The 24,549-nt window shown below is 59.6% G+C and carries 29 protein-coding genes and 1 pseudogene; 15 read left to right on the top strand and 15 right to left on the bottom strand.

Annotated features, from left to right (window positions below; genetic code table 11):
• The 3 genes from IB265_RS36040 to IB265_RS36030 all read left to right on the top strand — a co-directional run.
• On the top strand, window positions 1-119 hold a 119-nt coding region (locus IB265_RS36040; RefSeq protein ID WP_192496076.1), incomplete at its 5' end, for a transposase domain-containing protein.
• 453 nt (window positions 120-572) lie between these two features.
• Window positions 573-1,304 carry a response regulator transcription factor gene (locus tag IB265_RS36035; RefSeq protein ID WP_162733652.1) on the top strand — a complete coding sequence of 244 codons (732 nt, stop codon included), beginning with the start codon at window positions 573-575 and terminating at the stop codon, window positions 1,302-1,304.
• Window positions 1,305-1,456: 152 nt separating this feature from the next.
• On the top strand, window positions 1,457-2,170 hold the full coding sequence (locus tag IB265_RS36030; RefSeq protein WP_192496206.1) for an autoinducer binding domain-containing protein: 714 nt from the start codon (window positions 1,457-1,459) through the stop codon (window positions 2,168-2,170).
• A gap of 53 nt (window positions 2,171-2,223) precedes the next feature.
• Here the strand turns inward: IB265_RS36030 and trbI are convergent, their stop codons facing one another.
• From trbI to IB265_RS35975, 11 genes are all read right to left on the bottom strand, one after another.
• Window positions 2,224-3,498 carry an IncP-type conjugal transfer protein TrbI gene (gene trbI, locus IB265_RS36025; RefSeq protein ID WP_192496205.1) on the bottom strand — a complete coding sequence of 425 codons (1,275 nt, stop codon included), beginning with the start codon at window positions 3,496-3,498 and terminating at the stop codon, window positions 2,224-2,226.
• A gap of 9 nt (window positions 3,499-3,507) precedes the next feature.
• Window positions 3,508-3,843, bottom strand: a complete 336-nt coding sequence (locus IB265_RS36020; protein WP_162733653.1) for a conjugal transfer protein TrbH — start codon at window positions 3,841-3,843, stop codon at window positions 3,508-3,510.
• 105 nt (window positions 3,844-3,948) lie between these two features.
• A complete protein-coding gene (trbG, locus tag IB265_RS36015; RefSeq protein ID WP_375293117.1) occupies window positions 3,949-4,758 on the bottom strand; it encodes a P-type conjugative transfer protein TrbG in 810 nt (269 codons plus the stop codon).
• Window positions 4,759-4,775: 17 nt separating this feature from the next.
• Window positions 4,776-5,438: a conjugal transfer protein TrbF gene (gene trbF, locus IB265_RS36010; protein WP_192496204.1), complete on the bottom strand. Its 663-nt coding sequence runs from the start codon at window positions 5,436-5,438 to the stop codon at window positions 4,776-4,778.
• A 3-nt stretch (window positions 5,439-5,441) separates the two neighbouring features.
• Entirely contained in the window at window positions 5,442-6,680 is a 1,239-nt protein-coding gene (gene trbL, locus IB265_RS36005; protein WP_309140597.1) for a P-type conjugative transfer protein TrbL, read from the bottom strand.
• Window positions 6,677-7,453, bottom strand: a complete 777-nt coding sequence (gene trbJ, locus IB265_RS36000) for a P-type conjugative transfer protein TrbJ (protein ID WP_375293116.1) — start codon at window positions 7,451-7,453, stop codon at window positions 6,677-6,679. The genes trbL and trbJ overlap by 4 nt, the downstream gene beginning before the upstream one ends.
• Entirely contained in the window at window positions 7,446-9,896 is a 2,451-nt protein-coding gene (locus IB265_RS35995; RefSeq protein WP_192496202.1) for a conjugal transfer protein TrbE, read from the bottom strand. The genes trbJ and IB265_RS35995 overlap by 8 nt, the downstream gene beginning before the upstream one ends.
• A gap of 10 nt (window positions 9,897-9,906) precedes the next feature.
• Window positions 9,907-10,206 (bottom strand): conjugal transfer protein TrbD, encoded by a 300-nt coding sequence (locus IB265_RS35990; protein ID WP_192496201.1) that lies wholly within the window; start codon window positions 10,204-10,206, stop codon window positions 9,907-9,909.
• Entirely contained in the window at window positions 10,199-10,576 is a 378-nt protein-coding gene (locus IB265_RS35985; RefSeq protein WP_192496200.1) for a TrbC/VirB2 family protein, read from the bottom strand. Before IB265_RS35985 ends, IB265_RS35990 begins: the two co-directional genes overlap by 8 nt.
• A complete protein-coding gene (gene trbB, locus IB265_RS35980) occupies window positions 10,566-11,531 on the bottom strand; it encodes a P-type conjugative transfer ATPase TrbB (RefSeq protein ID WP_112997046.1) in 966 nt (321 codons plus the stop codon). Before trbB ends, IB265_RS35985 begins: the two co-directional genes overlap by 11 nt.
• Window positions 11,528-12,163, bottom strand: coding sequence for an acyl-homoserine-lactone synthase (locus IB265_RS35975; protein WP_192496199.1), 636 nt, complete (start codon window positions 12,161-12,163; stop codon window positions 11,528-11,530). Before IB265_RS35975 ends, trbB begins: the two co-directional genes overlap by 4 nt.
• A 479-nt stretch (window positions 12,164-12,642) precedes the next feature.
• Between IB265_RS35975 and repA the strand changes: the two genes are divergently transcribed.
• The 5 genes from repA to IB265_RS35950 all read left to right on the top strand — a co-directional run bounded on the left by repA (window position 12,643) and on the right by IB265_RS35950 (window position 17,474).
• The gene (repA, locus tag IB265_RS35970; protein ID WP_162733654.1) at window positions 12,643-13,866 is read left to right on the top strand and encodes a plasmid partitioning protein RepA; all 1,224 of its coding nucleotides are present in this window, start codon (window positions 12,643-12,645) and stop codon (window positions 13,864-13,866) included.
• Window positions 13,863-14,882, top strand: a complete 1,020-nt coding sequence (gene repB, locus IB265_RS35965; RefSeq protein ID WP_192496198.1) for a plasmid partitioning protein RepB — start codon at window positions 13,863-13,865, stop codon at window positions 14,880-14,882. Before repA ends, repB begins: the two co-directional genes overlap by 4 nt.
• 206 nt (window positions 14,883-15,088) lie before the next feature.
• Complete coding sequence (gene repC / locus IB265_RS35960) at window positions 15,089-16,303, top strand: plasmid replication protein RepC (protein ID WP_192496197.1); 1,215 nt, start codon at window positions 15,089-15,091, stop codon at window positions 16,301-16,303.
• A gap of 500 nt (window positions 16,304-16,803) precedes the next feature.
• Window positions 16,804-17,055, top strand: a complete 252-nt coding sequence (locus tag IB265_RS35955) for a plasmid stabilization protein (RefSeq protein ID WP_192496196.1) — start codon at window positions 16,804-16,806, stop codon at window positions 17,053-17,055.
• Entirely contained in the window at window positions 17,052-17,474 is a 423-nt protein-coding gene (locus IB265_RS35950) for a type II toxin-antitoxin system VapC family toxin (protein WP_058324702.1), read from the top strand. Before IB265_RS35955 ends, IB265_RS35950 begins: the two co-directional genes overlap by 4 nt.
• 180 nt (window positions 17,475-17,654) lie before the next feature.
• On the opposite strand, the gene IB265_RS37230 is transcribed toward IB265_RS35950, so the two are convergent.
• Together IB265_RS37230 and IB265_RS35940 are read right to left on the bottom strand one after the other, a co-directional pair.
• On the bottom strand, window positions 17,655-17,990 hold the full coding sequence (locus IB265_RS37230; protein ID WP_375293115.1) for a hypothetical protein: 336 nt from the start codon (window positions 17,988-17,990) through the stop codon (window positions 17,655-17,657).
• A gap of 344 nt (window positions 17,991-18,334) precedes the next feature.
• On the bottom strand, window positions 18,335-18,541 hold the full coding sequence (locus tag IB265_RS35940; protein WP_057251455.1) for a cold-shock protein: 207 nt from the start codon (window positions 18,539-18,541) through the stop codon (window positions 18,335-18,337).
• Between the two features lie 436 nt (window positions 18,542-18,977).
• Here IB265_RS35940 and IB265_RS35935 point away from each other — a divergent pair, with 436 nt between their 5' ends.
• Together IB265_RS35935 and IB265_RS35930 are read left to right on the top strand one after the other, a co-directional pair.
• Window positions 18,978-19,232, top strand: a complete 255-nt coding sequence (locus tag IB265_RS35935) for a type II toxin-antitoxin system VapB family antitoxin (RefSeq protein WP_057251454.1) — start codon at window positions 18,978-18,980, stop codon at window positions 19,230-19,232.
• Entirely contained in the window at window positions 19,232-19,618 is a 387-nt protein-coding gene (locus tag IB265_RS35930; RefSeq protein ID WP_057251453.1) for a type II toxin-antitoxin system VapC family toxin, read from the top strand. The genes IB265_RS35935 and IB265_RS35930 overlap by 1 nt, the downstream gene beginning before the upstream one ends.
• 48 nt (window positions 19,619-19,666) lie before the next feature.
• Here IB265_RS35930 and IB265_RS35925 read toward each other — a convergent pair whose 3' ends face one another.
• Window positions 19,667-19,933, bottom strand: coding sequence for a type II toxin-antitoxin system Phd/YefM family antitoxin (locus IB265_RS35925; RefSeq protein WP_192496195.1), 267 nt, complete (start codon window positions 19,931-19,933; stop codon window positions 19,667-19,669).
• 70 nt (window positions 19,934-20,003) lie between these two features.
• On the opposite strand from IB265_RS35925, the gene IB265_RS35920 reads away from it, so the two are divergent.
• The 4 genes and pseudogenes from IB265_RS35920 to IB265_RS35905 all read left to right on the top strand — a co-directional run bounded on the left by IB265_RS35920 (window position 20,004) and on the right by IB265_RS35905 (window position 22,483).
• Window positions 20,004-20,144, top strand: a complete 141-nt coding sequence (locus IB265_RS35920) for a hypothetical protein (protein ID WP_162261299.1) — start codon at window positions 20,004-20,006, stop codon at window positions 20,142-20,144.
• A gap of 208 nt (window positions 20,145-20,352) precedes the next feature.
• Window positions 20,353-21,207, top strand: coding sequence for a hypothetical protein (locus IB265_RS35915; RefSeq protein ID WP_192496194.1), 855 nt, complete (start codon window positions 20,353-20,355; stop codon window positions 21,205-21,207).
• A gap of 353 nt (window positions 21,208-21,560) precedes the next feature.
• Window positions 21,561-22,058, top strand: a pseudogene (locus IB265_RS35910) (L,D-transpeptidase); the annotation flags it as partial.
• A gap of 239 nt (window positions 22,059-22,297) precedes the next feature.
• On the top strand, window positions 22,298-22,483 hold the full coding sequence (locus IB265_RS35905) for a hypothetical protein (protein WP_192496193.1): 186 nt from the start codon (window positions 22,298-22,300) through the stop codon (window positions 22,481-22,483).
• 46 nt (window positions 22,484-22,529) lie between these two features.
• Here the strand turns inward: IB265_RS35905 and IB265_RS35900 are convergent, their stop codons facing one another.
• On the bottom strand, window positions 22,530-22,991 hold the full coding sequence (locus IB265_RS35900) for a hypothetical protein (protein WP_057251449.1): 462 nt from the start codon (window positions 22,989-22,991) through the stop codon (window positions 22,530-22,532).
• A gap of 1,386 nt (window positions 22,992-24,377) precedes the next feature.
• On the opposite strand from IB265_RS35900, the gene IB265_RS35895 reads away from it, so the two are divergent.
• The coding region (locus tag IB265_RS35895; protein WP_192496118.1) for a recombinase family protein at window positions 24,378-24,549 on the top strand (172 nt) is incomplete at its 3' end.

The raw sequence follows: 24,549 nt of genomic DNA, 5'->3' as shown, positions 1-24,549 counted from the left end.
ATGGCGTCAATCCGCTCGACTGGCTCTCGCAGACCTTGACCCGCATCGCTCAAGGCTGGCCCGCATCCGAAATCGAAGCCCTCATGCCCTGGAACTTCAGGTCAGACGCCGTCAGCTAACCGCTTACGGTCCATCATTGGGGGGCATTGAAGGAGGAGCGCGATGCCGAACCCGGAACACGGAGCTATTGATAGGGAGAACGATGATCGGCTGACGGAGCGCCCCAAATGCCGAACGCCAGGAGAACGTACGGCGTGTCACATTTGTCCGCGTTTCGCTTCGGGGGCGTGTGGTTCGTTGCCAATTGCATGTCGCGAAGAGCTCGCCAATGGTGGCGCGCCGAAAGAATTGGAGAGTTATAAGGTTTTCGCGAAAACATTATAACCGACGGGGGACAACGTGCGTCGGCCTCCCGTCACGGGCCGGCGATGCGCGTCAAATCGAGCTCGCGTTTCAAAAGGGCGATACCGTTAAGGGGCATTTCTGTGCCTTGAGCAGACCCGTTTGCGGCGTTAGCTCCCCAAGAGGTTGCATGGCAATCACTGCCCATGCCGACTTTGCAGGGAGTTTCGTTGTCCAAATATAAGCGGATCGCCGGCCGTTCAAAAGTCGTTCTGGCAGTGATCGACGATGAGGAAACGCGTCGTCGGTTTGCCTCCCTTCTCATCGGCCACGGTTACGACATCCACCTCACCAACGCCACACTGGCCCTTCGGCTCTTAAAAATCCGGAGGTTTGACCTGCTTGTGGTTGAGGGAAAACTGCCATCTGCCGCATCCCTCCAGTTTTGCCGGCAGGTTCGTTTTGTGAGCGACATTGCGCTCGTTCTTATCGTTGACAGACACGATGACAGCATCGTTGTCGAAGGACTAAACGCCGGTGCGGATGCCTGTGTCTTGAGGGTTGGCGAAGAAGACGCCACGCTTGCCCGGTTGCGCAGCCTCCTGCGCCGTGCCAGCTCCGCTAGGGCTCGTGTCGAGGATACGCGAGTATTGATGTTTGACGGCTGGCGCATAGATCCGGGTAAACGCACGCTCCACGACCGCGATGGGCAGACGAGGACACTGACCGCCGGTGAGTTCGATATCCTGCTTGCTCTTGCTCGCAACCCTGGAAAGGTCCTCTCGCGAGAGGAATTGCTTGAGGCTACTCGCTTTGGGCTTGCCGGTCCATCGGAGCGCAGCATTGACGTGCATGTCCGGCGTCTGAGGCAAAAGATAGAGCCCGATCCGGATGAGCCGACCTATGTGAAGACGGTGAGGCTCGGCGGCTACCTGTTGGCACACACCGTGGAAATTGAATGACTTAGCCCGGTGAACCGTCCCCGCGAAATGTTAAGTTTTGTTGCGACAGTGTTACAATTGATTGCAGGCGAAGGCGCCTGCATCTAGACCGTGTGTCGTTGCCCGCCTGCGAAAGGCTCAATCCGACCAATACGCGCCGGAGGTGAAATCGCATGAACGAACGACGCATTTTCGAACGAGTGATAGACCTTTGTCAGGTTCAGTCATCGTCAAACGCGCTTAACAAGTCTCTTGCGCGCTTGGCAGGAGCTGCCGGCTTTGACCACTATGCCTATTTCAGAGCCCATCCGAACGACAATTTCGTGGCCACCGACTATCCGCTTGAATGGCAGCGGCTCTACTTTGCGCGTTCCTATGTGACGCTCGACCCGGTGGTGACGACGGCCAAGCGCGGAACCCAGGTCTTCCGCTGGTCTGTCGACGACGTGCGGCCAAGAGTTTGCCGGGAATTGCGGCGCTTCTACACGGAGGCTGCCGATTTCGGATTGAAGACGGGGCTGTCGGTGTCGGTATCGGCCGGTTTCGGACGGTTCGCCATCCTCACCTTCACATCATCGTCACTGAGCAGTGCGCGCGGCTGCATTGCGGGCGAGATATCCGGGCTCGGCATAACTGCCGCAGCCTTCCTACACTCAAGGATGCGAAACATGGAACATCTGGAAAGCAATTGCACGCCAGCGCTAAACGCTCGGGAGCTCGCCTGCCTCAAGTGGTCGTCCGAGGGAAAGACGATGCTGGAGATCGCCGACATACTCGATATCACCTATACGTGTGTGCGCCGCAATCTCAAGCGAGCCATGGACAAGCTCGGTGTCTGCAAGCTGTCTCAAGCGACCGCGGCCGCCACCCGGCGCTTGCTGATCTGAAACCAAGCGTATGGGAATGCTGCCGCAGCTGGACGTGCCTGTCTTGGCCAATGTCATCGATAGGCGCCGGGAAAGACGATATCCTGGTCGACGAGGACGTTGAAGACGTAGCCCGGTCTGATGCTGAGCCTGGGCTGCACGTCGAGGTTTTTTGCAATTGTCCGTTCGGCCACCCTGCCGAAGGTCTCGGCAAAACTGCGACGGGCGGCGTCCGAGGCCGTATCGCGCCCTCTGTCGCGCTGGTCGGTTGGAAGTGACATATCGATACCCGCGCCGATCAAGGCGACGAGCGCTGCGGAGCCAAAGGTTCTAAGGAGATGTCGATCGACCTTGTCCTTAAAGCCGCCATAGCCTTCGGCGTCGGTGCCGGCCATCCCGCCGATCTGCAAGGTAGAACCGTTCGGAAAGATGAGGTCGGTCCAGACCACCAGCACCCGTGACTGCCCGAAAGCGACTTCGGCGTCGTAACGGCCGAAGAGCTTGGTGCCTTGGGGAATGATGAGATGGCGACCGGTGGCGCTGTCATAGATCGGATGATTGACCTGGGCCGAGATACGACCTGGGAGGTCGGAGTTTATGCCCGTAATCAACGTTGCGGGAATAACCGAGCCTCGCTTCAGCTCGAAAGGCGATTGCGCGGCAATGACCCCCTTTGGCAAGTATCCAAGCTCCTTGATGTCAGAGTTGAAGAAGGCCTCCTTGGAAGCCTGGAGGTTGGGATCTGCCTCCTTGCCCTCGAGCGCTCTTGCCAGGACCTCTGCGGGATTACGAGATGCGGGCATATTGCTGCTTGGTGCGCTCTCCATCTTGGTGGGTTCCGCCCCTTCTTTGATCTCAACGGTGAGAGGAGAGTCGAGGGCTGCGTCTCTTGCCTGAAGTCTCGCCATGTCCTGCCGATGGCGCTCACGAAGAAGCTGTTCCTTTCGTTCACGCTGGAACTGGTCCAACCAATCATCTTCATTCCCCTGGCTCCTGGTTTCAGCAGCGTAGGCCGGAAGCGGCGTCTTCTCGGGGGCAGCTTGGACGTCCGACGAAGGCACCTCGGTTGAAGGCTCGGCCGCAACGCCTCCAGTGCGCGTTGTCTCCAGCGGTTCGGCGATGATGCCGTCGGCGACGCCCCGCTTGATGCTTTCGGCAAAGGATGATGCCGAACCGCCTGAGGACACCTCCGCCCCAATGTCGGTTCGGTGTCCGATTCCTCGCGAGGTGAGGCCGGCGACGATGACGGCGAAGAAAATGATTATCATCGCGCCCGCGACAAAGAGCGGTAGCCGATTGACCCTGCGGATGTGCTTCGGGGCGTGAGAAAGCTGCAGCGATTGAGCCATGACAGGTTCCTATCGATGACGCGTGACGGCGAGCGGTGTCGCGGGCTGAGCACCTGCTGGACTCGTCCGGTAAGCGCGCGTCAGGGTAACCTCAGGTGTCGATAGCCGCACGAGAACGACATCTTCGAACGCCGTGCTGCCATAGGTGACCTCAGTTGCCGGATTTTTCGCCGGAGCCTGTTCCTCTTTGGCGAGCACCGGGTACCCCCAGAGCTTGAGTGCAGTTTCGAGCGCTTCGCCCGATCGGTCGCCTGGGGACACAGAGATCGAAGGCGGCTTCTCGTTTCCCATCGCTTCGACGAAGCGGCTTGCCATATCGCCGGCAATTGCTGTTTCGGCACTCATCGAGATTTCTTGAGGAAGCGCGTCAATCGTCGGCGAAGGCGCGCCACCTTGGCAACCACTCACAAGGACTGCGACGAGAATGGGCGCAGCAAGACCCCTCATCACCTACCCTCCCCTTCTGATCGTGACTTTCTCCTGGCGCCATCCGACGCCCGAGACGAGAACTGCGCGCTCAACATCGAAATCGACGATCATCACCCCGCTCTTCATTCGGTAATTGACGACCCTGTTCTGGCCGCCGGAAACAACGAAGAGGACTGGCGCGTCCTGGCTGGCGATCGACTTCGGGAACTGGATGTAGGTTTTCTGTCCATCCGAATAGACCCGTGTCGGTTTCCAGCGGGCTCGACCGTTGATCGAATAGGTGAAATCGAGCCGTTCGGCGGGGACGCTTCCGGCGCCCGCCTCCAGCCGGGCATTGGCATCGGCGAGGCTCGCGGACCTGTCCTCCTGATAGGCAAAGCCGACGCGCGCCATGTAATGGGTCGGATGAGACTTCAGCTGGATATGGTAGGTGCGCCTCGACGTCGTCACCACCATGGACGTTGTTATCGAAGGTTCGGACGGCTTGATCACGAGATGGATCGCCTGCCCGCCGGCGCCGCCAGATGTCGCCGCCTCAATCTTCCAGCGAACGGTATCGCCAACGAGCACGTCACGCACGATCTCGCCCGCCTGGAGCTCGATGTCACACACCTGGAGTGGGGAGCACACGATCGATGGCTGGCTTGTGCCGTAAAGGAAGATGACCTTGCCATCGGGGCCGGTCGTGGTAACGCCGGAAGCTGCCCGCCATTTTGCCGACAGCCGGGCCGCATTCGCTTCCTTCGTCGTGATGGCTTCGCCGTAAACGGCTCCACTCGGCACGAACGAGCCCAAAATCAGTGTCAGTATGCCTGCTCTACTGTAACTCACGTCTTTCCCCCTCCCCGTCAAAGCTGCGCCGTCCAGTCGAGATCCCTGAGGTAGAGGCCGATTGGATTGAGACGGATAACCGCCTCATCCTGTGGCGCCGTCAGGGTGACCGTCGCGATCCCGCGGAACCGCCGCACGCCGGTCTCTTTGCCGGCCCGGTCGCGTTCGAACTCGGTCCAGTCGACCTGGTAGGTCTGGTCCGAAAGCGCCACCACGTTGTTCACCTCGATCGCGACGGTTGCGCGGCGCGCCCTTTCGAATGGCGAATTGTCCCGGAACCAGGCGTTCACTTTGCCCGTCGCCGGATCGGCGTTCCGAAGCAGCGCATAGGTTCGGTCGATGTATTGCTTCTGGACGACGGCGTCAGGCGTTACGGACCGGAAACTGGCAAAGAAGCCTGCAAGCGAGGCACGCACAACGCGCTGGTCGGCGTAGTCGATCTGCTCGGGGAAGCCTGCGCTGACGGCCGCTCCGAGCTTGTCGACCTCGACGATGTAGGGCACGAGCTTGACCTTCGAACTCTGGTAGAGCCCATAGCCGAAACCGATGATCGAGATCGCCATGGCGGTCGTTCCGATGATGCGCCAGGCGATTGCTGATCGAACATAGGAGCCGTAGCGTTCGTTCCACTCCTGGCGCGCGGCGATGTAGGGGTTCTCGGGGGCATCTCGGGCAGCCATCTCTCATGATCCTCCTTGAGCGCTTCTGTGGTCTGTAGGGTCGGGCGGCGATCGCCGGCCTCTGCCTTGGGCTGAGGCCTTGTTGTCGAGCTTGTCATTGGCAAGGCCCATCAAGGAGGCGGCGTGAGCGCCGGGCGCGCCGATTGCCTTGTCCTTTGCCGCGGAGCCTGCCGCCTGCGCACTGGCGGCGGCACCATGCTTCATGCCGTGAAGAGCTGAGGCCGTAGCCGATGCACCAGCCGCACGGGCGGACTTTGCCGCAGCAATACTGGCAGCCGTCCCTCCGGCCGCGAGAAACGCAGTGCCGGTCGCAAAGGATGCCGCCTGGCCGCCGTGTCGAATCGCCTCCATTCCGCCGGTGACCGATGCGCCTTGAACGACGCCCTGCAGAATGTTTGGAACGTAGATCGCAATGATGAAGACGACGACCGAGATGCCGGCGATGGCGAGCGTCGTGACGAATTGCTGTGTTTCTCCAGTCCGAGCGCTGGCGAGACCCAAAAGCACTTCCGAACCGATCCGGGCAATCATCACGAGCGCCATCAGCTTCAGCCCGACGCTGAACGCGTAAACGAGATACCGCACGGCAAAGTCCTTCGTATGGGAAGAACCTCCGAGCCCAAGCATGATCATTCCGGCCAGGAGGCCGACATACGCCTCAACCATGATGGCGACGAAGATTGCCGCGACGAGCGAGAAGGAAATCACCACCACGACCATTGCAAGGACCGCCGCAATCGCCAGCGCATTGTCTTCGAAGAGCCCGAACTGGATCTGCTTCGACATGTGCGAAGCGACCTGCATCCCTGCGTCGAATATATCCGCCGGCGAGGCCGATCCACCACTGGCGCCGATCTGAAAGAGGCTGTCGACCACGCTCTTTGCAAAGGTAGGGCCTTGCTCGAGCGCGAAGGCGAAGAGGCCTATGAAGATGATTCGACGTACGAGTTCGGCAAACCAGCTGTCGAGCGACGCTGCCTGTAGAGCAAGCCACACGGCAGCGATTGCCACTTCGATACCGGCGAGGATCCAGAACAGAGATCGCGCGGCCGACAGCACCCGCGCCTCCCAATCCTTGGCAGCGGCGGCGACCTGATTTTCGAGTTCGGTTAGGACGCTTCCATCCTGTGCCTGGACCTCAAGGGCGGAGCCGAGCAGCAGGCAGGACATCACGACAAATGACCGAGCTAGCTGGGCGGAATTGTTGCCGAATGGAGAGGTGTTGAGGTCGAACTTGCTCACCAGCGAAGCTCCATCTTCTGCCCCCCAGGACCGAGTTGGGCCGGCCCATCGAAAAAACGCTCCCGTCTGGCTTGGGCGAGATCCTTGTCCGTCTGGTTGCTTTGGTACCAGGTCGCCATCATCGTCATCTGCTGGGACACAAGGCCCCGCAGCTTCTGGATTTGCCCGACTTGCTCGGCCGCTATCTGGTGGCCGACCTGAAGCGCCTTCATTTGCCCGTCAGAGGTTTCCGAGAGCGAACGAAGCGAGCGCATCGTCGCCTCTTCGCTCGAAAACTGCGCCGCGGTGAGGTTCGCAGCCTTCAGTGTGCCGGTGATGGTGTCGCGATTGGTGTCGGACCATGTCTGATAGTGCGACGAGAATGTTCTCCCATCAGGCAATCCGGTCTTGAAGTCGGCGTAGCTTGCGAAGCGCTGGCGCAGGACGTCATCGGCGTTGCCCATGGAGAAGGATATTCCCCGGCCGCCATCGACGACCTGTTGTAGGCGACGGAGATCCGCTTCGATCTTTCCCCACGCGTGGTGCGGAAGGCGAGCGGTGTTCTGCAGCATGTTGTCGTAAATCTTCAGCTGGTTCTGGATCTGCTCGGCAAGCTGACCGATCTGCTTTACCTGGTTCTCGATCTGGACGCCGGACTTTTCGAGGAGGTTGATGAGCTCGGCATTATTGGCAAGCTGGGTCCATTCGGTGGCCGCACCCGTGGCCCCGCCAGCGCGTGCCGGATAGTTGCTTGCCGCCATCGCAAGGAGCGACAGGACCGCGAACTCAGTCATCTGCAAGAAGCGTTTCCGCATCGGGAATCCCCCTCGATTTGAGCCATAGGGTGGGCCAGTTTCGGCCGTGATCGTGATGAAGCGCGCGAATGCGCTTTAGATCGTCCTTGCCAGTTGCACCGGTGAAGGCGAGCGCGAGCGGACCGAGGGCCATGTCGAAAAGGCGCCGGCCCTCCGGAGAGGTCACGTAGTATTCTCGCTTCGGCGTCGCCGCTGCGATGATCTCGATCTGGCGTTCGTTGAAGCCCATTCGCTGATAGAATTCTCGGGCGCCCGGCTGGCGGGCGGCGGTATTGGGAAGGCATATCTTCGTCGGGCAGCTTTCCCTCAGCACATCGATGATGCCGGAACGTTCGGCGTCCGAGATTGACTGGGTTGCAAGCACCACGGCGCAATTTGCCTTGCGCAACACCTTCAGCCATTCGCGGATACGATCGCGAAAGACCGGATGGCCGAGCATCAGCCACGCCTCGTCGAGAATGATGAGGCTCGGGGCGCCGCTCAGTCGCTTCTCGATGCGGCGGAAGAGGTATGTGAGTACCGGAACGAGGGTGCGCTCGCCGAGGCTCATCAGTTGTTCGATCTCGAAAGTCTGAAAGTCACCAAACGAGAGTGTATCGGTCTCGGCGTCAAAGAGGCTGCCCAATGGACCGTCGAGCGTATAGTGCCGGAGAGCATCCTTGATCGCCTTGAGCTGAACACCGCTCACGAAATCGGACAGGGACCGTCCGGGGGACCCGGCCATTAGTTCGATTTGACGGGAGATCGCATTGCGTTCATCGGGCCCGATCGATGCGCCCTGCAGTTCTGCGAGTGTCTCGATCCATTGGCTCGCCCATGCTCGGTCCCCCTCCCCTTCCAGATCGAGAAGCGGGCAGAAGCAAAGAGCGGCCCCCTCCCCTTCCCCTCCGATATCGTAGTGATTACCGCCGACGCCAAGCGTCAGGGGCAGCATCGAGTTTCCCTTGTCGAAAGCGAATACCTGCGCTCCGAGGTAGCGGCGAAACTGCGCAGCAATCAGTGCAAGCAACGTCGATTTTCCCGATCCCGTCGGACCGAATACGAGCGTATGGCCGACGTCATCGACATGGAGGTTGAGACGGAAGGGTGTAGAGCCAGAGGCGACCTGCATCAAAGGCGGCGACTGCTGCGGCAGATAGGGGCATGGTGCAGTTGGGTTCCCGGCCCAGACCGTGTTGAGGGGCATGAGATCGGAAAGATTGCGCGTATTGATCAATGGCTCGCGAAGATTGCAGTACCAGATGCCGGGGAGGCTGCCGAGATAGGCTTCGGTCGCATTGAGCGTTTCGATCCGCGCTCCGAAACCTTCCGCCTGGATCGCTTGCCTGATCATCTCGCATTTGTCGCGGACAGTAGCGCTGTCGACCCCAAAAACAATGACGACGGGCGTGTAGTAGCCATAGGAAACCAGTTCGGATGATGCCTGGGCGATCGCGTCCTCCACCTCGGCGACCATGGCGATTGCATCCTGGTCGACGGATCGACTGTCCGTCTGAAAAAGCTGGTCGAAGAATGGGCGAACCTTTTGCTGCCATTTCTTGCGGGTGCGTTCGAGGCGTTCACGAGCTTCCTCGGGATCCAGGAAGATGAACCGTGATGACCAACGGTAGCTGAGCGGCAGGCGATCCAGATTGTTCAGAATTCCGGGCCAGCTTTCCGATGGCAGCCCATCGATCGCCACCACGCCCACGTGGTGATTGTCCACGATCGGGTTGATACCATGGTGGAGCTCGGCTGTTGCCAGCCAATCGAGGTACATCGCTATGTCGGGCAATCTGACCGGATGGTTCTCCCCGGTGATGCAAAAGCGAATGAACTGGAAAAGCTCATGGAAGCGGTGTCTTCGTGCTCCGTTGCCTGGATCGAGCTCTCGCGTTGCCATGCGGCGAAGCGAGATCCAGTTTGCGAGATACTGTTCGACCTCGCGGGCACGGGTCCGAAAAAGATCAAGCGCCGCGTCGGCGAAGCCCTTCTGACGACTTTCAGGGTCGGCGTAGACATATCGCGCGAGCCCGCGTCGATTTGCTTCGAGCGGACGTTGCGTAAGGATGAGGGCGTGGCGGCTCTCGAAATGTGCCCCCTCCCTTTCGAAATGCTTCCGGCGTTCGGCATCGATCGCTTTCGTTACCGGATCGGGAAAATACGAGCGGTCGGCGCTCGGATATGTGGCGGCGTCTACCCGCAGCGCCTCTATCTGGATCATCCACCCAGATCCCAAACGAGCGAGAACCGCGTTGATCTGGCGGGATATTTCGTTGCGCTCCAGGTCCGTGGCACTCTCGCTGTCGGGGCCTGCGAAGTACCACCCTGCCATCAGTGAGCCGTCTTTCAAAAGGATGACCCCATTGTCGACAAGTGCGGCATAGGGCACGAGATCGGCAAAGGAGGGTTCGGTCGAGCGGAAGCGCGCTAGATTGACCATCGCGACACCGTCAGCCCTTCCGCCATGGCGTCGCGGTCGGGCGATAGGTCCGCCGATAGCGCATGTGGCGGATGTAGACCTTGCGCATGAGGGGATCTGCTTTTGCCATCCGCCTCAAGACGCCGATCGCCAGGATCCAGAGGGTAAGGCCGATCAGGGCCGAATAGACGGTCAGGACGACAAAGATCAGGATGACCGTCGCAAGCCCCGTGACGAGGACGAGTTCGCGATCGGCGCCCAAGAGCAAGTTTGGGCGTGAGAGGGCACGATGGACACGGTTTCGCTCGAGTAGGCAGAAGACCTCAGGCATTGCCCGCGCCTCCCCTCGTTTCTGAGTGAAAGATGTTGAGCGAAGCATGGTCGCCGATCGATGCGCCGGTTGCTCCGAACAGCTGGACGATCTGTGTCGCGCCGAGCAGGAGACCGGCGACGAGCACGATGTAAAACAATCGCCTGGCGAAATCGTTGAGTTCGCCGCCGAAGATCAGCATACCGCCGGCGACGGCGACCGCAGCAAGCGCGATGAAGCCGGCGACAGGGCCTGTAATCGACTGCTGAATTTGTTCGAGTGGACCCTCCCAGGGCAGACCGCCGCCCGAGCCGGCGAACACCGGTTCCCCGCTGAAGAAGGTCAGCAGTCCCGCGAGAGCTACCATTGCAATTCGTGTTTCACGCTGCATGTCGTTCCCCGTCTTGATAAGGTTCCAGGAGGTAGGCCGTCCCGTCGTGTCCAATGAGGCGCATAGGCTCTCCGAGCCGCCGGCCGGTCGCCGTGCGTTCGATCGAAACGACGAGATCGACTGCTTCGGCGATGACGTCCTGCATTGGCTGCCGGCTTGTCTCCGCGGTCAGCTGCTCCAGCCTGCGAAGTGCCGAACGCGCGGAATTGGCGTGCACCGTCGCGATGCCTCCGGGGTGCCCCGTGTTCCATGCCTTGAGAAGAGAAAGGGCGGCCGCGTCTCTGACTTCGCCCACGATGATCCGGTCCGGTCGCAGCCGGAGTGTGCTCTTCAGCAAGCGCGCCATGTCGATCTCGTCGCTGGTGCGCAGCGAAAGGACGTTGTGCGAGCCGCAACGTATTTCGACCGTGTCCTCAAGGATGATGAGGCGGTCATCCGGTGCGACCGTCGCGATCTCGCAAATGAGCGCATTTGCCAGTGTCGTTTTGCCGGAGCCGGTCCCGCCTGAGACGAGGATGTTGAGCCGGTCGGCAACAGCCCTTGCTAGGAGACGAGCCTGCTTCCCCGTCATGAAGCCATCGTCCACATACTGCTCGAGAGGAATGAGACGCGAAGCGCGCTTGCGTATGGAGAAGGATGGTGCAGCGACGATCGGTGGCAGCAGCCCCTCGAAACGGTGTCCACTGACTGGCAGCTCGGCCGACACGATTGGTCTGTGTTCGTCGACCGCCGTACCTGTCGCATGGGCTATGCTGCCGATTGCGATCTCGGCGGCGGCGGTATCCATTTCTCCAAGGCGCGCGATCGATTGACCGAGGCGTTCCACGTAGAGGCTGCCGTCCGCGTTGAGCATGATCTCGACGACGCTCGGGTCATCGAGTGCAGCCCGAATTGCTGGACCAAGGGCTTCCTCGAGCTTGCGGACAAGGCGGGGAAGGGAGCGGCTATGCGTCATGACAACACCGACGAGGTCGGTGCGGCGGGGCGATCGAAGGTTGAGACATACCCAACCGGCCTGACTTGCTGGAAGATGCCTGCGTCAACCGAGAGAACACCAGCCAAGGCTGTTGTCTGGCCTACCATTTGCGGCGGTCCGAGCCGATGAAGCGACCACCCGGCAAGCCCAAGGATGCGCTCGACGGCAATGTCGGTGACCGTGACCACCTCGGTGTATCCGCGCGAAAGGCACCATTCGAGGATGCCGGCAAACATGAGGCGGGTAACGTGGTGGAGACCGCCGCGACCCTTCCGTTGTGTGGTCGTATCGACGCAGAAGCGCGAGCTCTCGATCATCCGCGCGTGCGGGTGAAACGCCTGCTCCGAGACGAGTTGCGGGAACACGGACAAAAGCATCGTCTGACCCATGGCGGGGAGAAGGCGAGCACAGCCGACTACTTCATTCTTTGCAGTGACAGCGAGTATGTAGACGGGATCAAGATCGTCGAACGTGTCGCGCTCCCGGCCATCGCGCGCGGCGACCTGCCAGCCCAGGCGTTCATCGAAGACCTTCGCACGAAGGCCATACATCTGGTCGAGGAAGCGCCGGGTGTCGCTCCAACTGCGCTTCTCAATGGCGATCACCATCATCGGTCGTCCTCCTCCGTTTACTGGGGGAGAAGTGCTACGACTGAGGACATCGTCGCGAGGGGTAAAAATGCTCCTGAAATTTCGCCACGTCGATTCTAGGGGCAGAGAGATCTTCCCTGACCGAACGGATGTGCGGCCCGTCGGAGAATAGTCAGCGCATTCTGAACGTCGAAATGTGACCGGTCGTGGCTGATGCGCCGAGCTGATTCGGGCGGGTGGGGTGCAATGTGTGGGAGATCGCCGCGCTAACGACGCCGTTCAGGTGAGCAAAAGTGTGCGTAAACTCATCGGGTGGCCTAGATTGCATTCAGCAAAAAAGAGTGCAATTTCAGGGAGTAGACCGGTTTTCAGCGCTGAGGGCTCGGGTTTGGCGTTAAGGCTTTGTTAACCCTATAATTCTGGACGGTTCGGGAGAATCGTGTTCTACCTCTTGGCGGGCAATGGTCGGTAAACCGGCTTTAGGCCGCCAAGAGGGAAAAATGGCGATAGCTAGACGCGCAGAAACTGACGTTCAACTCAAGGAAGACGCTGCCGCCAAGATCTTGCGGCACGCCGGTCTTTTGTCGAGCCAGCTGCAGCAGCTGCGGACCCGCATGTACCCGCCGAAATCCGAAAAGACCTTGAGGTCATTTCTCACGAACGAAGTTTCGAAGCTGACATCCATACCGGATTCGACCCTGAAGCTGATGTCGTCGGAAGGGCGCGGGCCGACGCCAAGCCGCCTCGAAAACAACCATAGGGTCTACACGCTCGCCCAGATCAACGAGCTTCGGGAGCTGTTTGCCAAGCAGAAGCCTGCCGAGGCCCTGCGCTTTCTGCCTCGCCGACGCCCGGGCGAGCACTTGCAGGTCCTCGCGATCGCGAACTTCAAGGGCGGAAGCGCCAAGACGACGACCTGTGTTCATCTTGCGCACTATCTCGCTTTGCAAGGCTATCGCGTTCTCGCACTCGACCTAGATCCCCAGGCATCGCTCTCTGCAATGTTCGGCGCACAGCCGGAAATCGATGTCGGCGCCAACGAAACGATCTACGCGGCGCTTCGCTACGACGACGCTGAGCGGCGGCCGATCAGGGACATCATCCGCAAGACCTACTTTGATGGCGTCGATCTCGTTCCCGGCAACCTCGAAGTCATGGAGTACGAGCACGAGACCCCTCGTGTCCTGGCGCATAAGTCGAGCTCCGGTGCAATCTTCTTCGAGCGTCTGAAGCTTGCCCTGGCGGATGTCGAAGAAGACTACGACATCGTCCTTCTCGATACGCCGCCGTCCCTTGGCTTCCTGACGCTCAGCGCAATCTACGCTGCCACAAGCATGGTCATCACCGTTCACCCCGCCATGCTGGATGTGGCGTCCATGAGCCAGTTCCTCCTGATGATGGGCGATCTGATCAGCGTTTTGAATGAGAACGGTGCCCAACTCGACCAGGACTTCATCCGATATCTCGTGACGCGGCATGACCCAAACGATGCCCCTCAGTCGCAAGTCGTTGCGATGCTACGGCATATGTTCGGGACAGACGTCCTCCTGCCCACTGCCATCGAAAGCACAGCGGTTGAAGCGGCCGGCTTGGCAAAGCGTTCGATCTACGAGCTCGAAATGGGCCAGATTGGGCGTGATACCCATAAGCGCGCCCGCGAAGCCGTCGACGCGGTCAATGAAGCGATCATCCGCCTTGTCAACGATAGCTGGGGGCGGCCATGAGCAAGTCTTCTCGCAAGTCGATTGTGGCGAGCTTCGGTTTGCTGTCTCAAGAACTGGAGAGCAAGCTCGCAGACGACCCGCAACCTGCGCCCCCTCCTGCCCCGTCGCCGCGTGTCGGCGCGGGCGTCGTCGGTGCAGCACATCGCGCTATCGATGACATCAGGGCTGAACGGGACCGTTTGAGGGCGATCGTCGAGACAGGCGGGGGGGCGATCCTTGATCTGGATCCCGCGTTCATCGACCCTTCCCCCTATCCCGACCGGCTGCCGGACGACGACGCCGGCGATTTTGAGACGTTCAAGCGTTCGATCGAGTCCGAAGGGCAAAAGGTTCCTATTCAGGTTCGGCGCCACCCGTCGTCCTCCGGGCGCTATCAGATTGTCTATGGCCACAGGCGCTGGCGTGCTGCCAGGGAGCTTGGGCGCGCCGTTCGTGCGCTCGAGGTTGAGATCTCCGACCTGGATCTGGTCGTCGCGCAAGGCATCGAGAATGCCAGCCGGCAGGACCTGACCTGGATCGAGCGGACGCTGTTTGCATCGCGAATGGATAATGCCGGAATCAAAGCGCGGAACATTTATGCGGCACTGTCGATTGCGGATGCAGAGCTCGCTCGTATGCGCGGCGTCTATCGATCAATACCTGCCGATGTGATCGAAGCGATCGGGCGGGCTCCCAAGGTGGGGCGGCCGCGCTGGATAGAGTTCGCGAAAACCATTGCAAGCAATCCAGGTTCTCTAGCTGTGGTTCGGCAGGTGCTCACGGATGCGGGTGACGGTGTATCGGTGTCGGATCAACGATTCCAGCGGGCTTTCGAAGCGATAAAGCCGTCGACCCAGCCGCGAGAGGACCGCAATGAACTAGCGGCCAGCGATGGCATGAAACTGGGTGCCTGGAAGATGTCGCCCAAGGAGCTTCGAATCTCGGCGGACGGCCCTCTCGGACTTGAGTTCGTGAAGTTCGTCGGGAAGGAGTTGCCAGCCCTCATTGAACGCTTCTCTCGCGAGCGTGAAAATTAGAACCCTGACACTGTCAGAGGGTCTCATTCGACAAGGGAATACGGAAAGGAACACCGCAAAAGAAAAAGGCCCCCAAACGTTGCCGTAGTGGAAGCCTCTCTCATATCTGGACAATCTGAGAATCGCATTTCCACGAATCCCCGTCAAGAGTGATTGGCACCGAATTTGGTGAGCGGACTTCTTTTGCCTTTTGAGAGGTGAAGGAAATGCAGAGTGGAAGTGTGACGACGCCCTTCGGGCGGCGGCCGATGACGCTTACGCTGGTAAGACGGCAGATGGCATCCACCGAGATCAGTTCGGACAAGACGGCTGACAAATGGAAAGTGTTTCGTGACGCCTGCGAAGCCAGGACGCTTCTCGGGCTACAGGATCGTGCACTTGCCGTGCTTGACGCGCTCTTGAGCTTCTATCCTGAGACCGATCTGCGCCAGGGAGCGTCTCTCATCGTCTTTCCGTCGAATGCTCAGTTGTCGGTCCGTGCGCACGGTATCGCCAGCGCCACGTTGCGGCGACACTTGGCGACGCTCGTTGACGCTGGCCTGATTGTTCGCAAAGACAGTGCAAATGGGAAGCGTTATGTCCGCAAGGACAGGGCTGGCGACATCGAGGATGCGTTCGGGTTCGATCTTTCCCCGCTCCTTGCCCGATCGGAGGAGCTTGCGCAGATGGCCCAGCAGATGGCGGCAGAACGCGCGCTGTTTCGCCGGACCAAGGAGGCGCTCACCATTCGCCGGCGCGATGCCCGCAAGCTCATCTCGGCAGCGATCGAAGAAGGCGCGAGTGGCGATTGGGGCAAGATTGAAGACGTGTATTTGGCGCTCGTCGCCCGCATACCGCGATCTCCGACGATCCACGACCTGGCATCGATCCTCGAAGAGATGGATCTCCTCTGCGCAGAGATAGTCAACCAGCTGGATGGTTTGGATATTTCTGAAAATATGAGCAGCAATGATGCTCATATTGAGCGTCACATACAGAATTCAAATACCGAATCCACCAATGAACTTGAACCTAGCTCTAGAAACGAGCTGGGGGCGAAGGCTGAGCCAGAAAAGCCGCCACTGAGGGAGCCGCTGAAGGCATTCCCGTTGAGTATGGTGATGCGGGCCTGCCCTGAGATCACGATGTACGGACAAGGCGGGACCATATCGAGCTGGCGCGACTTGATGGCGGCGGCCGTGGTGGTGCGTTCGATGCTGGGGGTGAGCCCGAGCGCTTACCAGGATGCTTGCGAAGTGATGGGACCTGAAAATGCGGCGGTTGCCATGGCGTGTTTGCTCGAGCGGGCAGGACACATTAACTCGGCCGGAGGTTACTTGCGCGATCTGACGTCAAAGGCGCGACGCGGCGAATTTTCACTTGGCCCTATGCTGATGGCCCTGTTGAGAGCGAGCGGAAGCCCCGACCGGCAGGTTGGGTAGACGATTTCCGTCCCGGTTTTCGCATTGTCGTTCCTGGCGGAACCGGGCGCGACAGTGGCAACCCGTGCAGTATGCGGCCGATCCTGAGAGGAGAGCACATTGGCTTCTTCTGACGTGCGGCCGACAAAGTCGGACCGTTCGTGTGGACCCCCGCTTGAGGCATGCGCTTCTCGATGGTGGACAGTTTCTGTGGCGGGGCTCAAGCAGGTTTCCGAGAAGATCCGGCGCCGCCGTCTGTGCACCATCGGTGTAGAAGCAGCTATCATGAGATAGATCCGGCCGAGTTACCGCCACGCCCCTCGAACAGTGGCAACTCATTGTCGGCGACCAGGAACGGTCCCGACCTGGGTCGATCTGTACCCAACCCTACCGCGAGGTCCCGGGTAACAGCCATGTTTCGCTCGACGTTTTGCCTACTCCGGCCGCGGAAACTGTGGCTCCAATTGAAAAAATGCCATCATTGCACTATATGCAATCAATGATGACTGGAGGCGATTTACATGGCCAGCATTACCATTCGCAACATCGACGATCGATTGAAACAGAGGCTGCGAGTCCGCGCAGCGACCCATGGCCGATCGATGGAAGACGAGGCCCGTGATATCCTGAAAATGGTGTTGGCGCAGCAGGAGACAACGGCGGGAAACCTCGCTGGCGCGATCCGCGCGCGCTTGCAGCCGCTTGGCGGCGTCGAGCTGCAAATTCCCGCGCGCGAACCGATCCGTGACGCTCCGGATTTCTCTGCAATATGATCGTTCTCGACACAAATATCATATCTGAGCTGCTGTTACCGGCTCCCGAGCCCGCGGTTGTCGATTGGCTTGCGGAACAGCCTCCCGCCGCCATCTTCACGACCACGATCACTGAAGCCGAAATCCTATATGGTCTACGCCTGCTTCCCGATGGTCGCCGCCGGCGCGACCTTGAAGCGGCAATCTTGCCGATCTTTGCGCAAGACCTCGCCGGTCGCGTGCTGCCGTTCGATCGGGAGGCCGCAGACGTTTATGGGATGATTGCAACTGAGCGGCGCAAGGCGGGTCGCCCGATCAGTCAGTTCGACGCCCAGATCGCCGCCATCGCCCTTTCGCGTGGCGCCGCGCTGGCAACTCGGAATGTTCCGGATTTCGAGGATGTCGGTTTGGTAATAATAAACCCGTGGCGGGACAGGTAAGGTGGCGGACGCCGCAAATCGATCGACGTTACTGCCGGCTCGATACTGCATCGAGCCGAGCAACTCGACGCGCTTGATGCCATCCTGCCGTTCGACCGTCGCGACCAACTCGCTGCCCTGTTGACGGACGACGACGTCGCCACGGGCAGCCCCCTCCCCTGGTCGGCGCCGGAGAGCCTGCTACTTAAGTTCGTCGCCCACCATCTCAGGGACCCGGACAAGTGCGCGGAAGATCAAGCCATGGCATGCCGGCGGAGGTGGAAGCTGGCTTGCGTTCTCAACCTCTGTTGAGCGCCGACGGGCCGCATGCCCCGACGCCATCTCTGCCTTCAAGTGATGCGAGCGTTGGAGGTCGGCGGCGCGCTCGGCATTTTGTCGCGGATCGTAGAACACGCCGATTTGCGCACCGGCCGCCTTTCGCTCCGCTTCCAACTCCGCCGTAAGTGTGGCCAATTCGGCCTTTACCGCAAAATAGCGTTTCATCACGACGATGAGTTCGCGGTCGTCCGTTTTCATCATCGCTCCCGAGATTCTGTTTGCATGAGGACAATGATGATCAACAACAAGGGCAGAATCGCGATGGTTCATTAGACCTCACAGTTTGGCGCAACGAAAAAGTCTGGCGTAGAAGGAGGTGGGCCACCCTAGCGTGAGTGACCGCCAGCGGAGCACGAGGAGCGCTGCCCGTTGGACCGAAGCGCTTCAGGAGGCGTGGTTGCTCCGATAAATGGATAATGGCGTTACCGCGCAGTAAGTCCAAGCCATCACGCCGGGCGGTGTGGTTCCTGTCAGACGTTACTGCAAGCGAAAAAGCCCGAGCAATCCCGGCCCTCCCCAAAAGATCGCCGTGCGAAATCGGCCTAGGCCTGCAAATTGTCCGCCGACATCTTGCCTGACTTGCGGTCCGAAACCAGTTCGTATGTGATCTTCTGACCATCTTTCAGCTCTCGCAGCCCAGCCCGCTCGACCGCAGAAATGTGGACGAAGACATCAGCGCCGCCGCCATCCGGCTGGATGAAGCCAAACCCCTTCGTCGCGTTGAACCATTTCACGGTACCAGTCGCCATAGTGTCTTCCTTCGATCATTTGCCGTGCCGCCCCAACGGCGGACATGGCTTGCCTCTACGCATGAACAATTAGACGCTTTCGCGCCCCGGACAAGGCTGAATTCATCTCGAAGGACTGTCAACCTGGCGTGGTTCCGACGGCACGATCATTTCTGTGGTGCTTCATCTTAGGAGGCGTGTTTCTCAACTTTGCTGCCGGCAGGCGCGTTTGAGCGCATCAGCGCCATCAGCATTGGCCCGAGCGAAAACTTTTAAGTATCGATAGGGATCGATTTAGAGTCGCAGACGACCTGCGTTCGGGGCAATCACAGCCGATTAAGAGCCAAAGTCTTGCGCGCGAAAGTCCGGAAGGTTCGGCCAGATACGATGTCCTGGCGCTTGTGTCCCAGCCGGAGCGAGGTAGAATATAGACGATTAGGCACCAAGGAACCAGAGGATGGCACTGAGCATCAAAGATCTAGAGACGGAACGCCTTGCCAAGGCACTGGCCGAGAAGACCGGTGAAACCATTACCATGGCGACCCGCCGCGCACTGGAGGAACGGCTGCGGCGCCTCGCAAATGCCGCAAGTCGCGATGTCCTTCTCGAGGAACTGGCCGCCAGCCGTAAGCGTTGGGCCAAGCTGCCGATTGTCGACAACCGCTCTGCCGACGAGATCTTGGGGTATGACGAAAACGGGCTCCCCAGCTAATGGTCATCGACACGTCCGCCATCGTCGCGATCGCATTCAATGAGCCCGAAGCAGAAACCTACGAACAAAAGGTCGTCGACGCGCCACGGCGCTTCATTTCCGCGGCGACAATCCTTGAACTCGCCATCGTCATCGAGGCGCGCCTCGGCGAGGCAGGTGCCGCAGAGCTCGATCTGTGGCTTTACAAGGCGGGTGTCGAAATCGTCGCCGTCGACGCGGAACAGATCGCGGTGGCAAGGCGAGCCTGGCGCAGCTATGGCAAGGGCCGACATCCGGCCGGCCTGAACTACGGGGACTGCTTCTCCTATGCGCTGGCCAAGACACGCAATGAACCTCTGTTGTACAAAGGCGATGATTTCTCCCGCACAGACATCGAGGCGGCATGACATGGCATCCATTGCACCAGGGAACCGCAAACGCAATGATCCGAGATATCAGTCGGCAGGATGCTTGTTCGTCAGCAGTTCGGCATTGAGATGATCAAGGCCCGGGTCCATTTCGGACTTTTCGACGGCGCCGCGCAGGTCCGCCGTCGCCTCGACGCGACGGTCGCGCCGCGACAGCCGCAGATAATCCTCATAGGCAAGCAGCACGATGCGCGGCCGGCCATTCTTGGTGATGATCACCGGCTCACGCACGGCGGCATCCTGGTAGGCGCCGAAATTCTTCGAAACCGCCGCAGCGGTGACGGTCGACGTCATTTTGATACTCCTTTCTCCGGAAAGAAAGGATTGTCGTAATTTCGGCAAGGCCCCTGGAGACTGTGGTCCGATGATCGACAACCATAGAAGGGCGGCTTCTGACAGCCAAGCGGTGCATCGAGAGCATGACGCGCTCGACGCGCTCGACGCATCCTGCCGTTTGATCGGCGCGACCAACCGGCTGCGCTGCAGGATCAGGTATCAATCATGATGGATCTGGAGTCGGAAACGCCGTATGTCAGCCGCCCTGGATCACCGGAAACGCCGGAAATCCAGGCATTGCAGTCCCTTCCTCACCCTTGTTCAGCGGACTCATTTGCCCGATCGGATGGCCTGGACCTCACCCGAGATTTCGTTGGACAGACCCCTGGTTAGAGAGGCAGTGTAACGGCACGGTCCGTGAGCGGGGGCGCATCAAGGTGCAGGTTCGGTCATTAGCGTCGGATTTCGTGCCGGTGCTTTGTGCGCTTTTGCTTGTCTTGCTGTCATCGGCGATCGCATCAGCGCAGCAAGCCGATGTGGCGCTGGCGGTCGGCACAATCACCGATGACAACTATCCCGGTCGGGAGTCTGCTGGCAATGGTCTGGGCGAGGTTATCTTGCACCACCTCGTCACCACGCTGGGCGACGGCGGGGAGTTTGCATGGTGCGCGGGAAAGGTCGTCGAATGGCGGCGGATCGACGAGGTGATCAAGGAACAGAAGTTTCAGCAGTCGAAATATGCCGATCCGGCCACGGCGATCAAGAAGCTGGGTACTGTCGCACCAGACTTTTTGATTGGCGGCCGCATCACATTCGGCGCCGGAAAAGCCGACTGGACCATAGAGACAAGAACCAACCCTGGCGGTGACCTTGTCGACAGCTTCACCGGCTTTTCAGACGACGATGCGTATCTGGACGAGGCTGCCCGGATTGCCGAACATGTGCTGGACAAGCTTTGTCCCGGCCCGTGGACGGTCACCGGCGGCGGCGCCCGGATCAAGGTGAGCGGAACCGTGGCGAAGTTGAACGAGGCGTTCAAGGTCGTCGGCAAGTTCCCCGGTGGCACCGCGGATTTCGTCTACACGCCAACGTCGCGCTCCGGCGGGACTGTGAAATATGTGCTTGCGGGGGGCGGCTTTTCAGGCGCCGGCAGCGGCACCTATACGATCGGTCCGTCGGGCGATGGCTCTAGGCTGACGATCAAGCAGACCACGAAGGGCTGCATCAACGGCGTACCGGGTTCGTGCAAGACCAACAGCGAGGTGCTGACCCTGACCCCGGTTTCGCGCTAACGGTCCGCTGTGAGTGCGGTTCTCAGCCTACGGCCAGGAGCGGCTTCGCGGTGTAAGCCCAAGTCGGCCAAAATCACGGCTTTGGGCCGACTGGGCTATAGCTGTACATCTGTTGCGGCGGGCGGACCATACGATGAACGGCGCGTCGGAGCCGCTCAACGATCCAGCCCTACCCACGGCGGTTGACAACCCGCACGAGGTTGTCCCAACTCTTTGTGTGGAACAACTTGCACCGAAGATTATTCGATCGTGTATGAACACTATCGCTCCGATCGCAATGTTGGCATTGTTTCTCTCGTCCGGCATCGTCGCTGCCCAGGGGCTTCGGCCGGTAGGCATCAACACCGCATCACTTGCTGAAAGCGCTTAATGCCGGCGCCGACTTTGCACCCGGCAAGACGGTCCAGGTTGTGGGGACGGGCCCGCCAAGACAGGGGAATGTCAAGCGGATCGAGGTGAGTAGAAAAATCGGACAGGTGCTCGCCTATGAAGAGGCAGGAAAGCTGCTGGCGGCTTATCCCGCGACGGTTGGAAGCAAGGATAATCCATCGCCCTACGGTACGGACAAGGTCAAGGGCGTCGCCCGGATGCCCGTCTATAGGTACGATCCGAATGTGAACTTTAAGCAGGGCAAGAACAACAAGGTTCTTATCATCCCCAAGGGACCGAATGGCCCGGTCGGCAGCGTGTGGATCGATTTAACCGAACCGACCTATGGGATCCACGGAACTCCCGACCCCGACCTCATCGACAAGGGAGCGTCGCATGGCTGCGTCCGCCCGACGAACTGGGATGCCGAAGAACTCGCAGGGATGGTCAAGTTCGGCGTCGTCGTCAAGTTCGTCAATTGATCGGTGCGGACCGCATACCAACTCGGCCGGGAAAGGTGAGTTTCTATGATCGCGGGAGCACGGTCGCTAGCGTGATCCCCACGAATGGACGCTGTTCGTCACCGCCGCCCACCCTGTCGATCTGGCTGAACTGTTAAAAGGGTGCTTTGTACTCTTCCCCCATGTTCAAGGACCATCGCTACACGGTCGGCTGACGGGCGCTTGATGCACACGATCTTGAGCCAGAAGGGGCGCGCTCGATGCGGGTGGACGGTGTGGTGATGGTGGCGCTCACGGGAATGCTAAACGATCTCACCTGGGATCTCGCGATGGCATGGAAGCCCCGTGGCGCCCGCCGGGCGCTGCTCGCGTTCGTCGATCCCTGCGGCAGAGCTAGGCGGATCCCCGCAGGACGCAAGAAGATCATAGTTGCCGGCATGATCTGAGCAACCTTTCCCCCTCCGTCCGCGGGCGAAGTACGGAAACCTAATCCTAGGATGGCTGCTCCTTGGGTTGCCGGCCGATGAAGAACCCTGCTACCGACGCCCAGAAGCCTTTCGGCTTGTCGGCGAGTAACGAGCGAACCTGGCGGGCTGCCACCGCCGCACTTACCGTCGTGCCAAAGCGGCAGTAGCAGACAACGTCATGCAGTTCGTCATCGCTGATTTCGAAGAAGCGCTTCGCCTCGCCATAGGTGTCCGTTTCCATACCTGCAGCACGGAGCACCGGATCCCTAAATGCGATCGTTATCGGCGAATAGTCGCAGCGCAGGGCATTTCGCTCATCCATAACCTGGAATTCGGTTTCATGAAGCGTGTCCAGGTGTCTGTACCTGATTAGTTCCAGAAGCTCGGCCCAGCGCTCCAGCCGCTGCCGGCGCGTCATACCGTCTGGATCGAAACAGGGCTCAACCTGTGCGATGGTCTGCAGTTGTTCCAAGGTGTGATGCTTCATTGTCGCCTCCAATCAAACGACGTTGCGAAAGCAGACCCCAGCAATAGAGTGATCCCTGTCAATTGCGCTGTCCAATCACGATGCTGGCGGCGGGCCTATCGTGAGAATTTCATTTGAACGATATCAGATAGTTAGCCTCGCACGTAATTTGAGAGTTGGCGTTGAATTGAGATATATGAGAACAGCGCTGGGCCGTTTCCACGTCAACTGAGATTCAGCTGGGGCGTGCATGATAGCGGCGCAATTAGACGCGGCCTTCAGATCGCGTTGCTCGACGAGAAGCACGTCAATCCGGAGATCGTTTTCGATCTGGCACGGACGTTTACGGTTCTTGGTTGGTATCCCCTTCCTCTGCCGCGTATGGCAGAGTCGGTCGAACACCGAGCGGATACCGTCGAAACTGCAGTCGCTTCGATCAACTGAGCCTACAGCTCAGACTAATTGCCCGACCTATAGAAGATGACCCTTCCGCCTGGCATGAGTTGGAGCAGATAGTCGAATTCGCTCACATTGGCGGTAAGCACGGTAAGCCCGAGCTTTTGGGCCTGCAGAAACAAGACGCAGTCGTGCAGCGCTCGCAAGCGAGCATCGCGCTGATAGCCCTGGAGGCGACACAACATGCCTGACAGCAATGCGGCGCGTCCGAGGACATCCGCATCGGGTCTGAACACGCGATGGGGCCGCATGGCCTCAATCGTCGTCCTGATCTGTTGAATGGCGGTTTCGTACTCGGGTGTGCTCGATCGAGTACGCCCACCGTGTGCATCAACTCCTGGATGGCGATCGTGGAATGGTTGCTGTGACGGAGTTCGAGCAGGTCTCCAACAACTTCCGGCGCCCGCCCTTGCAAACCATCGATGTAGACGCAGGTCTCGAGGAGAAGTTCCGGCCCTGCTTCCGCTTGCTCCCCAAGAAAGGGCAACTCGTTGTCAGGACGCCTTGAGAGAGTCCGACCGGGGTCGAACTTCATCCAGCGAAGGGCCGCATCGAAATCAAACATCGTAGCGCCGGAGAGCGTGCGCCGGAAAAAAAGGCAAAATCTGACAAGTCAGAATCCCAGCTTACGATTTCGGTTCGGTCTTTCGCAAGACCCGTGGAACAGTCGATCCTGAGTTGAGCCTTTCGCCTAAGATCGCGCAGATAGCTGCGGGTCGTGTTGATCTGCGCTGACCTTTAGCGAATTCACGCGATGATTGCTGCGGCATTTCCTCCATTGAAGGCCGCTGGCGCGTTTTCGTGGACACTTGCGGGAGATTGGTCATCCTTCATGCTGTTTCGGTTCTGGCGGCCTTCCATTCACATAATAAAACACGCTTGCAACGGAGCAATTTCTAACGCATTTCTTATTTGTACAAAGCACTTCGAAACGAGGCCGTTAAAAGCGCGATGGCGAAGCGACAAACCGTTAACGTCCAACAGCCTCTCAAGCGACTGATCGGCTACGCCCGCGTCTCGACCGACGACCAGGTCCACGATGCTCAAATCGACGAACTGCGCGCTGCCGGCTGCGATCGGATCTATCAGGAGCATGGCTCCGGGGCATCGCGCGCTCGCCCAG

The sequence above is a fragment of the Ensifer sp. ENS10 genome (assembly GCF_014852025.1).
GTDB lineage: Bacteria > Pseudomonadota > Alphaproteobacteria > Rhizobiales > Rhizobiaceae > Ensifer.
This window is presented reverse-complemented; position numbering and strand designations above follow the sequence as displayed.

What these genes read in the sequence shown, in the direction of transcription:
- IB265_RS36030 (WP_192496206.1), top strand. Translation starts at nt 1,457, where the DNA reads ATGAACGAACGACGCATTTTCGAACGAGTGATAGACCTTTGTCAGGTT.
- trbI (WP_192496205.1), bottom strand. Translation starts at nt 3,498, where the DNA reads ATGGCTCAATCGCTGCAGCTTTCTCACGCCCCGAAGCACATCCGCAGG.
- IB265_RS36020 (WP_162733653.1), bottom strand. Translation starts at nt 3,843, where the DNA reads ATGAGTGCCGAAACAGCAATTGCCGGCGATATGGCAAGCCGCTTCGTC.
- trbF (WP_192496204.1), bottom strand. Translation starts at nt 5,438, where the DNA reads ATGGCTGCCCGAGATGCCCCCGAGAACCCCTACATCGCCGCGCGCCAG.
- trbJ (WP_375293116.1), bottom strand. Translation starts at nt 7,453, where the DNA reads ATGACTGAGTTCGCGGTCCTGTCGCTCCTTGCGATGGCGGCAAGCAAC.
- IB265_RS35995 (WP_192496202.1), bottom strand. Translation starts at nt 9,896, where the DNA reads ATGGTCAATCTAGCGCGCTTCCGCTCGACCGAACCCTCCTTTGCCGAT.
- IB265_RS35990 (WP_192496201.1), bottom strand. Translation starts at nt 10,206, where the DNA reads ATGCCTGAGGTCTTCTGCCTACTCGAGCGAAACCGTGTCCATCGTGCC.
- IB265_RS35985 (WP_192496200.1), bottom strand. Translation starts at nt 10,576, where the DNA reads ATGCAGCGTGAAACACGAATTGCAATGGTAGCTCTCGCGGGACTGCTG.
- trbB (WP_112997046.1), bottom strand. Translation starts at nt 11,531, where the DNA reads ATGACGCATAGCCGCTCCCTTCCCCGCCTTGTCCGCAAGCTCGAGGAA.
- IB265_RS35975 (WP_192496199.1), bottom strand. Translation starts at nt 12,163, where the DNA reads ATGATGGTGATCGCCATTGAGAAGCGCAGTTGGAGCGACACCCGGCGC.
- repA (WP_162733654.1), top strand. Translation starts at nt 12,643, where the DNA reads ATGGCGATAGCTAGACGCGCAGAAACTGACGTTCAACTCAAGGAAGAC.
- repB (WP_192496198.1), top strand. Translation starts at nt 13,863, where the DNA reads ATGAGCAAGTCTTCTCGCAAGTCGATTGTGGCGAGCTTCGGTTTGCTG.
- repC (WP_192496197.1), top strand. Translation starts at nt 15,089, where the DNA reads ATGCAGAGTGGAAGTGTGACGACGCCCTTCGGGCGGCGGCCGATGACG.
- IB265_RS35955 (WP_192496196.1), top strand. Translation starts at nt 16,804, where the DNA reads ATGGCCAGCATTACCATTCGCAACATCGACGATCGATTGAAACAGAGG.
- IB265_RS35950 (WP_058324702.1), top strand. Translation starts at nt 17,052, where the DNA reads ATGATCGTTCTCGACACAAATATCATATCTGAGCTGCTGTTACCGGCT.
- IB265_RS37230 (WP_375293115.1), bottom strand. Translation starts at nt 17,990, where the DNA reads ATGAAAACGGACGACCGCGAACTCATCGTCGTGATGAAACGCTATTTT.
- IB265_RS35940 (WP_057251455.1), bottom strand. Translation starts at nt 18,541, where the DNA reads ATGGCGACTGGTACCGTGAAATGGTTCAACGCGACGAAGGGGTTTGGC.
- IB265_RS35935 (WP_057251454.1), top strand. Translation starts at nt 18,978, where the DNA reads ATGGCACTGAGCATCAAAGATCTAGAGACGGAACGCCTTGCCAAGGCA.
- IB265_RS35930 (WP_057251453.1), top strand. Translation starts at nt 19,232, where the DNA reads ATGGTCATCGACACGTCCGCCATCGTCGCGATCGCATTCAATGAGCCC.
- IB265_RS35925 (WP_192496195.1), bottom strand. Translation starts at nt 19,933, where the DNA reads ATGACGTCGACCGTCACCGCTGCGGCGGTTTCGAAGAATTTCGGCGCC.
- IB265_RS35920 (WP_162261299.1), top strand. Translation starts at nt 20,004, where the DNA reads ATGATCGACAACCATAGAAGGGCGGCTTCTGACAGCCAAGCGGTGCAT.
- IB265_RS35905 (WP_192496193.1), top strand. Translation starts at nt 22,298, where the DNA reads ATGCGGGTGGACGGTGTGGTGATGGTGGCGCTCACGGGAATGCTAAAC.
- IB265_RS35900 (WP_057251449.1), bottom strand. Translation starts at nt 22,991, where the DNA reads ATGAAGCATCACACCTTGGAACAACTGCAGACCATCGCACAGGTTGAG.